At 68.2% G+C, this 13,894-nt stretch carries 16 protein-coding genes and 1 tRNA gene; 10 read left to right on the top strand and 7 right to left on the bottom strand.

All coding sequences use genetic code 11. The features are described 5' to 3' along the window. The 4 genes from A5714_RS09305 to A5714_RS09290 form a co-directional block, all read right to left on the bottom strand. The coding region (locus A5714_RS09305) for a DUF4226 domain-containing protein (protein WP_156747245.1) at positions 1-812 on the bottom strand (812 nt) is incomplete at its 3' end. Between the two features lie 141 nt (positions 813-953). Beyond that, positions 954-1,319 carry a DUF4226 domain-containing protein gene (locus tag A5714_RS09300; RefSeq protein ID WP_068284726.1) on the bottom strand — a complete coding sequence of 122 codons (366 nt, stop codon included), beginning with the start codon at positions 1,317-1,319 and terminating at the stop codon, positions 954-956. A gap of 48 nt (positions 1,320-1,367) precedes the next feature. Then, complete coding sequence (locus tag A5714_RS09295; RefSeq protein ID WP_068284721.1) at positions 1,368-2,177, bottom strand: C40 family peptidase; 810 nt, start codon at positions 2,175-2,177, stop codon at positions 1,368-1,370. Then, entirely contained in the window at positions 2,174-2,953 is a 780-nt protein-coding gene (locus A5714_RS09290) for a helix-turn-helix domain-containing protein (RefSeq protein ID WP_068284719.1), read from the bottom strand. The genes A5714_RS09295 and A5714_RS09290 overlap by 4 nt, the downstream gene beginning before the upstream one ends. Before the next feature lie 143 nt (positions 2,954-3,096). Here A5714_RS09290 and A5714_RS09285 point away from each other — a divergent pair, with 143 nt between their 5' ends. The 4 genes from A5714_RS09285 (at position 3,097) to A5714_RS09270 (ending at position 6,307) form a co-directional block, all read left to right on the top strand. Continuing rightward, positions 3,097-3,513, top strand: coding sequence for a WhiB family transcriptional regulator (locus A5714_RS09285; RefSeq protein WP_068070792.1), 417 nt, complete (start codon positions 3,097-3,099; stop codon positions 3,511-3,513). A 92-nt stretch (positions 3,514-3,605) separates the two neighbouring features. Then, on the top strand, positions 3,606-4,988 hold the full coding sequence (locus tag A5714_RS09280; RefSeq protein WP_068284717.1) for an acyl-CoA dehydrogenase family protein: 1,383 nt from the start codon (positions 3,606-3,608) through the stop codon (positions 4,986-4,988). 13 nt (positions 4,989-5,001) lie between these two features. Beyond that, positions 5,002-5,991 carry a pirin family protein gene (locus A5714_RS09275; protein WP_068284715.1) on the top strand — a complete coding sequence of 330 codons (990 nt, stop codon included), beginning with the start codon at positions 5,002-5,004 and terminating at the stop codon, positions 5,989-5,991. Beyond that, the gene (locus A5714_RS09270; RefSeq protein WP_068070797.1) at positions 5,978-6,307 is read left to right on the top strand and encodes a GNAT family N-acetyltransferase; all 330 of its coding nucleotides are present in this window, start codon (positions 5,978-5,980) and stop codon (positions 6,305-6,307) included. The genes A5714_RS09275 and A5714_RS09270 overlap by 14 nt, the downstream gene beginning before the upstream one ends. Positions 6,308-6,337: 30 nt before the next feature. Here A5714_RS09270 and A5714_RS27035 read toward each other — a convergent pair whose 3' ends face one another. Continuing rightward, a complete protein-coding gene (locus A5714_RS27035; protein WP_231975848.1) occupies positions 6,338-6,814 on the bottom strand; it encodes a hypothetical protein in 477 nt (158 codons plus the stop codon). Between the two features lie 271 nt (positions 6,815-7,085). Here A5714_RS27035 and A5714_RS09260 point away from each other — a divergent pair, with 271 nt between their 5' ends. After that, positions 7,086-7,601 carry a DinB family protein gene (locus A5714_RS09260; protein ID WP_082959647.1) on the top strand — a complete coding sequence of 172 codons (516 nt, stop codon included), beginning with the start codon at positions 7,086-7,088 and terminating at the stop codon, positions 7,599-7,601. A 42-nt stretch (positions 7,602-7,643) separates the two neighbouring features. Next, complete coding sequence (locus tag A5714_RS09255) at positions 7,644-8,234, top strand: DJ-1/PfpI family protein (RefSeq protein WP_068284713.1); 591 nt, start codon at positions 7,644-7,646, stop codon at positions 8,232-8,234. Between the two features lie 57 nt (positions 8,235-8,291). On the opposite strand, the gene A5714_RS09250 is transcribed toward A5714_RS09255, so the two are convergent. Then, on the bottom strand, positions 8,292-8,624 hold the full coding sequence (locus tag A5714_RS09250) for a hypothetical protein (RefSeq protein WP_156747244.1): 333 nt from the start codon (positions 8,622-8,624) through the stop codon (positions 8,292-8,294). A gap of 148 nt (positions 8,625-8,772) precedes the next feature. Between A5714_RS09250 and A5714_RS09245 the strand changes: the two genes are divergently transcribed. Continuing rightward, positions 8,773-9,639 (top strand): hypothetical protein, encoded by an 867-nt coding sequence (locus tag A5714_RS09245; RefSeq protein ID WP_156747243.1) that lies wholly within the window; start codon positions 8,773-8,775, stop codon positions 9,637-9,639. A 96-nt stretch (positions 9,640-9,735) separates the two neighbouring features. Here A5714_RS09245 and A5714_RS09240 read toward each other — a convergent pair. Beyond that, positions 9,736-9,818: transfer RNA gene (locus A5714_RS09240), tRNA-Leu, on the bottom strand. Positions 9,819-10,033: 215 nt separating this feature from the next. Between A5714_RS09240 and A5714_RS09235 the strand changes: the two genes are divergently transcribed. The 3 genes from A5714_RS09235 to A5714_RS09225 all read left to right on the top strand — a co-directional run. Next, positions 10,034-11,755: a DUF3662 and FHA domain-containing protein gene (locus A5714_RS09235; protein WP_068284706.1), complete on the top strand. Its 1,722-nt coding sequence runs from the start codon at positions 10,034-10,036 to the stop codon at positions 11,753-11,755. 125 nt (positions 11,756-11,880) lie between these two features. Then, complete coding sequence (locus tag A5714_RS09230; RefSeq protein WP_068284704.1) at positions 11,881-12,348, top strand: FHA domain-containing protein; 468 nt, start codon at positions 11,881-11,883, stop codon at positions 12,346-12,348. A gap of 97 nt (positions 12,349-12,445) precedes the next feature. After that, a partial coding sequence (locus A5714_RS09225; RefSeq protein ID WP_231975846.1) for a PP2C family serine/threonine-protein phosphatase occupies positions 12,446-13,894 on the top strand: 1,449 nt, incomplete at its 3' end.

Here is a 13,894-nt window from a genome sequence, read left to right as displayed (position 1 = left end):
GAAGCGGCGCCGGCGATCCGCCCCCGAAGGCGGAGATCGCGCCGGCGCCGGGGGGGCAGCGGCGGCGGGCCGGCCGCGGAGCTCGGCGCCCACCCGGGATCGTCGGCGGCCACGTCGTCGCCGAGCAGCGAGTCCAGCAGCGGATCCCACTCGGCGTCGAGGTCCTCAGGGGTCGCACCGGCGGTGCCGTCCGCCGGGGCGACGACCCCGTCGGCCACCGGGTGCCCCGTCGCGGTGTCCCGGTCGCCCTTCGACGCGTCGTACAGCGACGTCCAGGCCGCCATGAGCGCCGACTTCGAGGTGTCGTCCAGGCTGGCGTTGAGCACCACCGCGCGGATATCCCTGAGCTTTCCGATCAGAAACCGCTGGAAGTCCCGCGCCCCCGCAGGGGTGTCCAGGTCGGAGCGGCTTTGCACCGCGGTCTCGGTCTCGCGCTGCAGCCGGATGAGCGCGTCCCTGCCGTCGATCGCCTGGAGGTGCGCGTTCAGGATGGCCGAGACAACCTGCATGTCGAGCTGCGAGCTCGCCGAATTCTGTTGCGCCAGAGCAGCTTCGGCGCGGGCGATGGCCTCGGCGGCCTGCCCTTGTTCGTGGGCGGGTTCGGCGCCCGGCGGCGGGCTCGTCGGCGGTGATGCGGCCACCTGCGGTTGGCGGATCTTGCGCAGAATTTCCGCGACGTGGTCGGGGCGGGTCGTCGGGTTCAAGACGGCGGCCACCTCGTCGGGCGCGAGCCCCTTCTGCCAGGCGTTCGGATCACCGGTGCGGTCCCGCACGTCTTTCACCGCGGCGAGCAACTCGTCATACCCCGACATCAGGCCGACAGGCGGTGTGGCGCGAGCGAACTCCGCTGCGCGACGTCCCACGACCCCTCCATGCCCGGCGACAGTACTGCGGCGCGGGCCCGGCGACAATTCAGTACGCCAGTGGTTGTGCGCGGCCAGATGCGCGGCGCTCTACTGGCCGGCCTCGCCCCCGTACTGCGCCCGAAGGGTGTCCAGCGCAGCCTTTTTCGTCCGGCTCAGCTCGCGTGCGTCGGCGACGACCGCGGCGATTTCGCGCTGCTTGGCGAGCAGGAAGCGTTGGAACTCCCGGGCGCCGAGCGGGGTGTCGACGGCGAGGGCCGACCCATGGCCCACCGCGCGCTCGAGCTGCTCGGCGATCGCGTCCAAGCGCCGCAAGCTCTCTCGCGCGTTCGCGTGGGCACTGGCGAGCGCGTCGACCAGCGCGCGGTCGGCATCGGTCGCGTTGTCATGCTGGCTCGCCAGCAACGATTGCTGTGCCTGCACCGCCGCTACCCAGGGCCCGGCTTGTTCCGGCATCGGCTCACCCTATTCCTCGTGCCCGCGCGACCGGGCGGTCGTGGCCGGTCATAGCGGCCTACGGATCGCGATGCTATTGCCGAGCCGGCTGATCCGCACCGACGCGCCCGGGTGCGGTGCCTCGATGACCAGGCCGTTGCCCAGGGCAAGCTGGACGTGCCCGGTGTGCGGGAACACGAGGTCACCGGGGCGCACCTGCCCGCGCGGTACCGGGATGCCGTCGTGAATCTGCTGATAGGTCGTGCGGTCCAGGCGCACACCCGCCTGGGCGTAACTCCATTGGACGAGCCCAGAACAGTCGAACTGTTCGGGTCCGGTCGCTCCCCACACGTACGGGCGGCCCAGTCGCGACAGCGCCGCGCGGACCGCGACGGCCGCACGGCCGGTCGGAGTCGGCAGCTGGTGCGCCAATTGGTAACGCAGCGACTGTAATTGGGCGTGCCGCCGCCTCGCACGCACGCGTGCCGACGTGACGTGCGCGTGCTGTGCGCGCAGCCGCGCGATGCGGCGGCGCACCGCTTCGCGCTGTGCCATCGGTGTCGGCGCGTGCGTCGGTGCCTCGGCGCGGGCCGCCGCCACCACGCCCCCGGTCAGGTCGCGGGCCCGCGTTCTGTCGCGCTCGGCGGCGGCGAGGATGCCCGCGAGTGCCGCGTCGGTGTGCTCGGCCGCGGCCAGTCGATGCTGGCCACGCTCGACCGCTCGTGCGTATCTTCCCTGCGCCAGACCGGGGTTGAGGGTGGCCGAGCGCCGCAGCAGACTGCGGTAGCGGGCCGCATCCACCTGCGGACCCGGGCGGATCGAGTTGCCGGCGAAGAGCTGATGAGCCCGCGTCAGCACCTCGACTTCCCCCGGGCTCATCGGGCGGCCTCGCTGTCGTCGCGGTGCTCCCGGCCCGATTCGAAGTCTTCGGTAAAGGCGCGGACGCGGGGCAGGGCGCTCGGGGAGATGACGCCCCGGTTGCGGATGTCCCACAGGTCGTCGACCTCGACTCCGACCAGCGCGGCGATGATCGCCTCGGGCAGCCCGGAGTGGGCGCACGCCCGGTCGAAGCGCGCGCTGAGGCTGGTGGGCATGCGCTCCAGGAGCGCGCGGCGGGTCGCCTCGAGGGCCTGCAAGTGCTCCATCAGGCGGTCCGTGGAGTCTCCACCGGCGTTCACGGCCACCCGCCAGGAGCTGGCCGCCAGCATTTCCGCCTTCACGCATTGAGCGATCACAGACAGAATATACGTCTCATATTCGTTTGATGTTGACGCCGGCAGCCGATCGATGACAGATTTGAGGGCGTCGAGCTGCGCCTCGGCGTATCCCTCGAGCACTTCGGTGTCGCTGTGCCGGTCCACCACCACCGGCCCCGCCCGCCGCGCCGGCGGGGGAGCGGGCGGTTGGGCGGCCATGAGGCGGGCCAGTTCCGCATCCGGGTCGGCCGCCACCAGCAGCCGTGAGTAGGTGCCGGGCGGCAGGCCCAGTCCGTTCTCGACCTTCTGAACAGTGCTTTTGTGCGGTTTGCGGGCGCCTCGTTCCAGAAAGCTCAGGCCCATGATGCTGACCCCGGTGGCGGCGGCGAGCTCGGCCAGAGACCAATCACGGGACTCGCGCAGCGCACGAATGGCCGCCCCGGCCGATTCACGGCTCACCGCACGCTCCGGCCATAGCCGGATACTACACAGCCCATGTCTCGGTTATGCGTATATACGTTTTTATCTCCGTTTCGCTTGCGCACGGGGCTTCACTGTGTATACGCTTTCGCCAACGTTTCACGCCCGACAAGGAGACTGAGATGGGACACCCTTGCGCAGCCAACCCGGAGCTTTGGTTCGGCTACCCCGATGACGACGGTGGGGACGGCGCGGCGAAGGCACGCGCGTATGAGCGGTCGGCGACCGAGGCCCGCCTCCAGTGCCTGCGCCGGTGCCCGCTGGCGCAGCAGCGCAAGTGCGCCCAGCACGCCATTGCCCATCGCGAGGAGTACGGCGTGTGGGCCGGGGTGAAGCTGCCGGGTGGTCAGTACCGCAAGCGCGAGCAGCTTGCCCAGGCGCACGAGGTCCTGCGGCAGATCGCCGCCGGGGAAATCAACGCCCGCCAGTTGCCGGAGAACGCGGCGTTGCTGGCGCGTCACGAGCACGAGAGTCTTCGGGTCGCGGCGGTCGTCCTGCACCTGCCGGTCGCGCAACTGAAGCCTCGTTCGGCCGCCTGACCTGGGTCGCGTAGCGTCCGGCCGTTTGTCTTTGCAGTCGAGGGGGTAGTCGGGGTCGGCAACGAACTGCTTGTCGACTCGAAGGCGCATCAATGACGTTCGACCTGACACCGACGGCCGCCCAGCACGACCTTGCGCGACGCACTCACGAGTTCGCCGAGACCGTCATCCGGCCCGTCGCGTTGCATTACGACCAGCGCCAGGAGTTCCCCTGGCCGGTCCTCGAGGAAGCTGCGCAGCGAGGCTTCTACAGCCCGCTTTTCTACCGCGACCTGATCGGCGACCCGACCGGCATTTCGTTGCCAATGTTCATGGAAGAACTGTTCTGGGGCTGTGCTGGCATCGGTCTGGCGATCGTCATGCCAGCGCTGGCGCTGTCGGCGATCGGCCAAGCGGCGTCCCCGGAGCAGATGCTGGAGTGGGCGCCCGAATGTTTCGGCACGCCGGGCGATCTCAAACTTGCCGCGTTGGCCATCTCAGAGCCGGAGGGCGGCAGCGATGTGCGGAACCTGCGCACCCACGCCCGCCGTGACGGTGACGACTGGATCATCAACGGCCACAAGATGTGGATCGGCAACGGCGGCATCGCCAACGTGCACGTCGTCAATGCGGTGGTGGACGAGGAGCTCGGTCACCGCGGCCAAGCGCTGTTCGTGGTGCCCGGCGGCACGCCCGGGCTGAAGCTGGTGCGCAAGCTCGACAAGCTGGGCTGCCGGGCCTCGCACACCGCCGAGTTGCTGTTCGAGGATGTGCGCGTTCCGGGCGCCAATCTTTTGGGTGGTCAGGACAAGCTCGAACACAAGCTCGCGAAGGCCCGCGAGGTGGTGGCCGGCGGAAAGCGTTCGGGCTCGGCAACGTTGGGCACCTTTGAGCAGACCCGGCCCATGGTGGCGGCGCAGGCGATCGGTATTGCGCGTGCCGCCCTCGAATACGCGACGGCCTACGCCACCGAGCGGGAGGCTTTCGGCGGGCCCATTATCGACAACCAAGGCATCGCCTTTCCCCTGGCGGAACTGGCCACCCAGATCGACGCGGCGCGGCTGTTGACGTGGCGCGCGTCGTGGATGGCGGCCAACAACATCCCGTTCGAACGCGGCGAGGGTTCGATGTCAAAGATGGCAGCCAGCGAAGTCGCGGTGAAGGCCACCGAGCGTGCCATTCAGACGCTGGGCGGCTGGGGTTACATCACCGACCATCCGGTGGAGAAGTGGTATCGAGATGCCAAGCTGTACACCATCTTCGAAGGCACCAGTGAGATACAACGGATGGTGATCTCGAATGCGTTGGGCGCGTCGGTGGGCACGCCGCCGCTGCACGTCGTCATCGAGCCGTCCGGCGGCACACTCAACCGGGTGTTCGGGCGCGGCGCCCCGCTGCGCTCCCGCGCCGCCGACAACGCGCTGTCCATGAAGGACAGGGTTCCCGAGCCGGTGATGCGGCTGGCGATGAGGGTCCTACGCCCCCCACGCAAATAGACTCGACCCAATCATGAGCAACCTGGACGCCCAGCCCACGGAGGTCGCGTGCGGTCCCCGGCGGCACGCGGCCAGCGCGGTCCAGGTGCTGCGCGGCCGCGAGGTGCCGTTGGGCGGCCCCCGGGCGATCCGGGTGCGTCGCACCCTGCCACACCGTGACCGCGCGCTGATCGGCGCCTGGTGCTTCATCGACCACTACGGACCGGCGGACGCCCGGATGGACGTCCCGCCCCATCCGCACACGGGATTACAGACGGTCAGCTGGTTGTTCGGTGGGGAAGTGGAGCATCGCGACAGCGCCGGGGTGCGAGCGGTCGTACGGCCCGGCGAGCTGAATTTGATGACCGCCGGCGCTGGCATCTGCCATTCCGAAGTGTCAACGCCGTCGGCGGGCGTGCTGCATGGCGCCCAGCTCTGGGTGGCGTTGCCGTCTTCCGACCGCGATGCCGACCGTGGCTTCGCCCACCACGCGCCCACGCCGGCCCGGCTGCGCGGGGCCGTCGCGCGCGTATTCCTCGGCGAGCTGGCCGAAACCCGTTCTCCGGTACCCACTTTCACGCCATTGCTGGGGGCTCAGCTCGACGTCGACCCGGGCGCTGAGCTCGACGTCGAGGTCGATGCGGCGTTCGAACACGGCGTGCTGTGCGATGCAGGGCCGATCGACGTGGAGGGGGCCACGCTCGGCGACGGGGACTTGGCGTATCGCGGTCCCGGTGCGCCTCGCTTGCATTTCCATAACGCGGGCGAGCGGCCCGCGCGGGTACTCCTGCTGGGCGGCGCGCCGTTTGATGAGCAGCTCGTGATGTGGTGGAACTTCGTCGGCCGCAGCCACGATGACATCGTCGAGTACCGCCGGTTATGGGAGGACAACGACGACCGCTTTGGTGCCGTCCACGGCTACCGCGGTGCCCTCGAGCGGCTGCCCGCCCCGGCGTTGCCCGCGGGCAGGCTGCGGCCCCGACCGAGTTTTCAACGAAAGGAAGAGACAGATGGCCACCGATAAGACCGGCGCCGAGGCGACCGTCACCGCTGAGAAGGACCGCTACGTCATCGCCGTCGACGACAAACGGGTCGGCTTGGCCGACTTCGCCGACCGGGACAACCAGCGGGTGTTCTACCACACCGAAATCGACCCCGCCTACGGCGGACGCGGCCTGGCCACCATCCTCGTGCAGGAGGCGCTCACCGCCACCCGCAACGAGGGCAAGCGCATCGTGCCGGTCTGCTCGATGATCGGCACGGTGCTGAAGAAACACCCCGAGTACGACGACATCACCGACCCCGTTACGCCCGACGTGCTCCGGTGGGTGAATTCGTAGAAGAGCCCGCCAACGAGATGGCTGCGCGACTTACTTTGCTAAGGCCGCGATGATGCGTTCGAGTTGCTCGATCGATTTGGCCATGAGGTGACTGAATATGGTCGCGTCGACGACTGACAAGATCGCACAGTCTTCATGCAGACAAATTTTGTATTCGGTGTCGACCTTTGAGACATCGACGTTGTGGTCAAAGCCTTGACGGGCGAGCATAGCGCCAAGCGGACCCGAGGCGAGGTCAGACCGCGCGGCGGTCGCCCAATTCCAAATGAGGTATTTCTCGGTCAGCGCAAAACTCGATAGTTTGGCGTCATCAACCTTTCGCTGGCCACGATCGTTAACCGTATCGATGGCCCACCATGTGCCATCGAAGCGGATGTGGACTGAATAGTCCTTGGTCATAAAAGCGACTACGCAGTCGTCACATTCTGTCGTGACGTACGGCATACCACCGCCCATCGCCGGCGCCCATTTGTACCAGTTGGCCACCAACCGAGAGAAGTCGTCCATCAATGTCACAAAAATCCCCACCGGATTAAAAGGAAGAGCCTTCCCGAGTTGGACACAGATTAGCTACGGGCGCGTTCACGTCGAATCACCATTGCGGCCCATTCACATTGCGTGCTCAGCGGCTCAGCCCAGTGGAACCCGCTGAACCTGGGCGATCTCCGCGCGGCCTGCGATAGCCGGGCCAGCCAATGCGCTGTGCACCGTGCACTGGCCACCACCGGTGCCCCCTCACTCGATCGCCGTCGCGAAAGCGATCTGACACTATGACGCGGTGACAGATCGCTGCGCGGGTTGCGGCTTCACCTACGATCTCACTGCGGCCACCGCTGCCGGGGACGACATCCGGGTTCGCGTGACAGAGATCAGTGAAGTGTTGCGCCGCAACACCATTGACGTGCGTGCGCGGCCGCGTCCCGACGTGTGGTCACCGCTGGAGTACGCGTGCCACGTGCGGGACGTGCTGCTGGTGCAGCGTGAACGGGTGCTGGCCGCCCGCCGCAGCAGCGGGGCGCGCTGCACTCCGATGGGCCGTGACGAGCGGGCCGACCACGAGGGGTACAACGAGCAAGAGCCGGAGGCCGTCGCCCGACAACTCACCGACGCGGCGAGCTTGTTTGGCAACGTTCTCGAGCGGCTCGCCGCGGAGGATTGGGACCGCACCGTCGTCTACAACTATCCCGAATCCGCGGAGAGGTCGCTGCGCTGGGTGGCCGTCCACACGGTGCATGACGTGCACCATCACCTGCACGACATTCGTCGCCAAGTCAGCGCCGCCGCCGACTCGTAAAACTGATCGCGCCCGCAGGCGCCCGTGGTGAATGATGACCGCATGGGCAAGCACATCGGGATCGTGTTGTTCGACCAAGCGGAAGAACTGGACGCCATCGGGCCCTGGGAGGTTCTTTCTGCCTGGACACGGGCCTTCCCGGACGACGGATACGCCGTCGGCTGCCTGTCCCGCGCGGGCGGGATGGTCACGTGCGCAAAAGGATTGGCGGTGCAGGCCCATCATTCGTTCGACGACGCGCCGCCGCTGGACGTGCTGATCTACCCCGGCGGCCAGGGCACCCGCCCGCAACTGCAGGACGAGGACCAATTGGAGTGGGTCCGCCGGCAACGCGCGACCGTCCCCCTGATGACGTCGGTGTGCACCGGCTCGCTGGTGTACGCGGCCGCGGGACTGCTTGCCTACCGGCCGGCCACCACGCACTGGGCCTCGCTGGACCGGCTGGCCGAGCTCGACCCCACGATCGAGGTGCGCCGCGACGAGCGCTTCGTCGACGACGGCGACACGATCACCGCCGCGGGGGTGTCGGCCGGCATCGACATGGCCTTGCATCTCGTCCGCCGGCTCGCCGGCGCCGAGCGCGCGCGGCAGGTGCGACGCTACATCCAATACGACCCGGCGCCGCCGGTCTGAGTTCGCCTGCTGACACGGGCACGGGCTACCCGAGTGGTGCGGGGTGTGGCGGGGGCCTCACGGGTCATCACCATCGTCGGGCAATGCCCGCAGCCACAACCCGCCGTCGGTCAGATCCGCCTCAATCCCTGACGGGTCGACCAATTCGAATTGTTCGCGCCCGTAGCGCACGTCGGTTCGCCACGCCGGGTTGAGCAACGGAGACGGAACGGTGAAGGTGGCGTCCACGGTGCGAATCATCGTGGTACCGCCGTCGCGAAGCCGCACGATCACCTGCAATGCCGACCGATGCGGCGGCGCAATCGGCACTTCACGGAGGGCGTGTGAAGCCTGGCCGCGGAAGAACCGGGCGCCGTAGAGATCGGTTTTCGTCACCACGCAGATCGACATGCCGTCGGCGCTGCGCGCCCAATACAGGATCCGCAGCCTCACTCGCGCCTCAATAGCCCTAGGGCGGCAACGCCCGATTCATCCACCACCACAGTTTGTCGAGGCAAAGGCCTCGCAGGTAGGTGTTTCACTTTGTCAGGATGGGATAGTGACGATGCTTCACGGAACATCGGCCACCGTCCTGACGGCCGTCGTGGTCTTGTTCATTGCCGTCAGCACGTTGCGGATCCTGCGGAGCCTGGTCCGAAGCGAACGCGCCCGCCGGGAGTACCGCCAAACGGTAATGGCCATGCGCTGGTGGATGATTCCGGCGGCGGTCGGCCAGCTCACTCTGGTCTTCGCTGCCTACCTCGGGCTCGTCCACTTTTTTCCGCTGCTCGGCTGGGGATGGTGGCGGATGCTGGGCAACGCCGGGAACGTCGGTCTCGCTCAGACGGGACAGACCGGATTGATCTGGAGAGTGATCGGATTTGCGGTGCCGATCCTCTTGGCCGCCGCGGTTCCGTGGATGGCGCACGCCGAAGAGTTGGCATTTCGCGCCGGCAGTGAACGGCAAGGGGTCCGTCGAAAAGTGCGGAGGCAGGCCGTTTTCGGGCTCACTCACATGTGGGCGGGAATTCCGATCGGCGCCTGCCTGGCGCTCACCATCAGCGGGATGTACTTCCTGCTGGTGTACCTACGTGCCGTGGCGACCCTGGGCCCCGAGCTGCAAGCCGCGCGCAACGTGCCGTCGTACGAACGTCTGCCCTCTCCATCGCTACCGGCCGGTGCGGAGGAAGATCCGGAAACGTTGGCCGCCCTGCATACCGAACGGGCACGCGTGCGGCAGGAAAACGACGAGCGGCGCAAGGCATGGGCGGACAAACTCGAGGAGCAGATCTCAGCCAGTTACGACCGGGTCGATCAGGTGAGACGGCGTGCCGTCGCCAAGTCGGCCGCCGCGCACGCGGTAAGCAACTGGTTGCTGATCGTCCTGCTCGTGGCCTTCCTCGCCTGGCGAGAGCTGGCGACCTAGCACGAGCGGCGAAGCCGATCCGCACAAACACGAAAGGTCACGAACCCTTTCGAGTTCGTGACCTTTCGTGCGTGCGGTTCCCAGAACCGCTCACTGTGGGCGAAGGGGGACTTGAACCCCCACGTCCCGAAGGACACTGGCACCTGAAGCCAGCGCGTCTGCCATTCCGCCACTCGCCCGGAAAAACAACCGATGGACCATACCACTCTAGAGGCCGCATTCCCCAACCGTGCTGTCGGGGCCCGACAGCCGCCAACCGGCATTTCACTGCGCCCGAGCGGTTCTCGATATTTCCAGGCCGCCGCCCTGCGCTGGGCCGATACCATGGGCGGGGTGATGCGTGTTTGCCCTCGGCCGGCGATTGGCGGCCACAAGTGCGGGCGAGCGGCTTCGCATGGGTAGCCAACGCGGACTGGCGGCACGGATCGAACGTCGGCTCGAGGCGACCGTCGACAACGCGTTCGCCCGCGTGTTCGGGGGATCGGTGGTCCCGCAGGAGATCGAGGGCCTGCTGCGCCGCGAGGCGCGCGATGGCGTGCGAAGGTTGCGGGAAAATCTCCTTTTGGCCCCCAACGAATACATCATTACCCTCGGTATGCACGACTTTGAGAAGGTGGGCGCCGACCCTGATCTCACGTCGGGTGCTTTCGCGAGGTACGTGGCTGACTTTATCTCTGAACGGGGGTGGCAAACGTATGGTGATGTGGTCGTCCGGTTCGAGCGGTCACCGGACCTGCGTACCGGCCAGTACCACGCCCGTGGTGCTGTCAACCCTGATGTCGAACCCCGCCCGACGGTCGATGAGCCCGTCCGGCCACAATTACATAACGCGTTCGGCGCAGAACGAGGAGCACCAATGACTGACAACTCGAGCTACCGGCCTCCCGGACCCGGCCGGCCCGGCGACGAGTACTACGACGACCGCTACGGGCGTCCGCAGGACGACGCGCGCGGTGGCCAGGACCCGCACGGGGCGCCCGACCCCCGCGGGGGATACCCGCAGCAAGAGCACGGTGGCTACCCGCCGCAGCAGGGTTACCCGCCGCCGCGCCACCCCGAGCAGGGTCAGGGCGGCTACCCCGAGCACGGCGGCTACCAAGGCGGCTACCCCGAGCAGGGCCAAGGCGGCTACTCCGAGCAGCAGCGCGGCTACCAGGGCGGCTACCCCGAGCAGGGCCAAGGCGGCTACCCGGAGCAGGGCGGCGGCTACCCCGAGCAACGCGGCTACCCAGACCAGCGCGGCGGCTATGGCGAGCAGGGCCAGGGCGGCTACCCGCAGTCCTACGAGCAGCGTCCGCCCGCGGCGGCCGGCTACGGCGCTCCGCAGGGCGGCCCTCAGGGCTATGACCAGGGCTACCGGCCGGGCGGCGGGTACAACGCCCCGCAGGGCGGGCAGGCCGGCGGCGCGCCGCAGAGCTTTGGCGGCGGCTACGGCGATTACGGTCGCGGGCCGACCCGGCAGGACGAGACCGGCTACGCCCCGCAGGAGCAGCGGCCCAGCTATCCCGAGCAGGGCGCCGGCTACGACCAGGGCTATCAGCAGGGCGGTGGGTACGGCCGGCAGGACTACCAATCCGGCGAGTACACCCAGTACGCCGAGCATGTCCAGGCCGGCGGGTACGCGCCGCAGGGCGGGGGATATCCCGACGCCGGCAGCCGCGAGTACGACTACGGCCAGCAGCCCGAGTATGGCCAGGCTGAGTACGGCCAGCCCGCCGACTACGGCCAGGCCGCCGAGTACGGGCAGCCCGCCGATTACGGTCAGGCGGCTGACTACGGCCAGGCCGGCGGTTACGGCGGCTACGGCCAGGGCGGGTACGGCGCCGCGGGTACCTCGGTCACGCTGCAGCTCGACGACGGCAGCGGCCGCACCTACCAGCTGCGCGAGGGCTCCAACATCGTGGGTCGCGGCCAGGACGCCCAGTTCCGGTTGCCCGACACCGGGGTTTCCCGTCGCCATCTGGAGATCCGGTGGGACGGGCAGGTGGCGCTGTTGTCGGACCTGAATTCGACCAACGGCACCACCGTGAACAACGCACCGGTGCAGGAGTGGCAGCTGGCCGATGGGGACGTGATCCGGCTGGGTCACTCGGAGATCATCGTCCGCATCCACTAAATCGGCTGGGCTCCACGCTGCCGTGCTTCGCCCCGTGTCGACCGCCGTCCAAGTATCGTGACGTTGCTGATGTGCTCGGTGTCACGGGCCTCAGGGATGCAACGCTAGGACGGAAAGGACGCCGGATGCAGGGACTCGTGCTGCAGCTGACGCGTGCCGGATTTTTAATGTTGCTATGGGTATTCATCTGGTCCGTCCTGCGCATCCTGCGGACCGATATCTATGCACCCACCGGCGCCGTCATGGTGCGCCGCGGGTTGGCGTTGCGCAGCACGTTGCTGCCGTCGCGCCAACGCCGGCACGCCCCCCGGTATCTGGTGGTGACCGAAGGATCGCTGGCCGGTGCCCGCATCACTCTCAGCGGGCAGCCGGTGCTGATCGGAAGAGCTGACGACTCGACCCTGGTTCTCACCGACGACTACGCCTCCACCCGGCACGCCCGGTTGTCGCAGCGCGGCTCGGAGTGGTACGTCGAAGACCTAGGATCGACCAACGGCACTTACCTTGACAGGGCAAAGGTGACGACTGCGGTAAGAGTTCCCATGGGAACGCCGATACGAATCGGCAAGACGGCGATCGAGTTGCGCCCGTGAGCCACACCAACGACGAGGATGCCGGCGTAGCCGGGGCCGCAGGGGCACGACCCCACACGGTGTCACCCCTGCCCGTTCGCGGCGGAGCGTGGCGCCCGTGAGCCTGGTTCTGCGCTATGCCGCCCGCAGCGATCGCGGCCTGGTACGCGCCAACAACGAGGACTCGGTCTACGCCGGTGCACGCCTTCTGGCCCTGGCCGACGGCATGGGCGGTCACGCCGCCGGCGAGGTGGCCTCCCAGTTGGTCATCGCGGCGCTCGCCCACCTCGACGACGACGAACCGGGCGGTGACCTGCTCGCGAAGCTCGACAATGCCGTGCGGTCGGGCAACTCGGCGATCGCCGCCCAGGTGGAGGCCGAACCCGAACTGGAAGGCATGGGCACCACGCTCACCGCGATCCTGTTCGCGGGTGACCGCATCGGGTTGGTGCACATCGGCGACTCGCGCGGCTACCTGCTGCGCGACGGCGAGCTGACGCAGATCACCAAGGACGACACCTTCGTGCAGACCTTGGTCGACGAGGGCCGCATTACCCGCGAGGAGGCCCACAGCCACCCCCAGCGGTCGCTGATCATGCGGGCGCTCACCGGCCACGAGGTCGAGCCGACGCTGACCATGCGGGAAGCCCGCGCCGGTGACCGCTACCTGCTGTGTTCCGACGGCCTGTCCGACCCGGTGAGCGACGAGACGATCCTCGAGGCGTTGCAGATCCCCGACGTGGCGGAGGCCGCGTACCGCCTGATCGAGCTGGCGCTGCGCGGCGGTGGCCCGGACAACGTCACCGTGGTCGTCGCCGACGTCGTCGACTACGACTACGGCCAGACCCAGCCGATCCTGGCCGGCGCGGTGTCGGGCGACGAAGACCAGATGACGCTGCCCAACACCTCGGCCGGTCGCGCCTCGGCCATCCGCAACCGCGCGGAGCCCGTCAAACGTGTTGCGCCGCAACCGGAACCGCCGAGCCGACCGCGATGGTCGCGGCAGCGGATGATCCTCGCCGTGGCCCTGGCCGTCGCGCTGGTGTGCATGGGCCTGGCCATCGGGTGGTGGGTCATCCAGCGCAACTATTACGTCGCCGAATACAACGGCCGGGTCGCCGTGGTGCGAGGCATCCAGGGGACGTTGCTGGGCCTGCCGTTGCAGCAGCCCTACCTGGCGGGCTGCCTCAACGCCCGCAACGAGCTGTCGCTGATCAGCTACGACCAGTCCGGGGGGCACTCCAGCTGCCAGCTGATGACGCTGAAAGATCTGCGCCGGCCCGGGCAGGTGCAGCTGCAGACCGGCCTGCCCGGGGGCAGCCTGGACCAGGCCGAATCGCAGCTGCGCCAACTGCTGGCCGAATACCTGTTGCCGATCTGCCCGCCGCCCCGGGCGACGTCGCCACCCGGCCCGGCCGTTGTATTCGGCGACGTAATAGTTGCGCTGGATGACCCACCACCCGATGGCCAGGCCCATGCACACCAGCGCGACGGCCAGGGCCACGGCGAGGATCATCCGCTGCCGCGACCATCGCGGTCGGCTCGGCGGTTCCGGTTGCGGCGCAAC

The organism is Mycobacterium sp. E2462 (assembly GCF_001672685.1).
Lineage (GTDB): Bacteria > Actinomycetota > Actinomycetes > Mycobacteriales > Mycobacteriaceae > Mycobacterium.
Note: the sequence above shows the minus strand (reverse complement) of the source record. Positions and strands in the feature narration are given on the sequence as shown.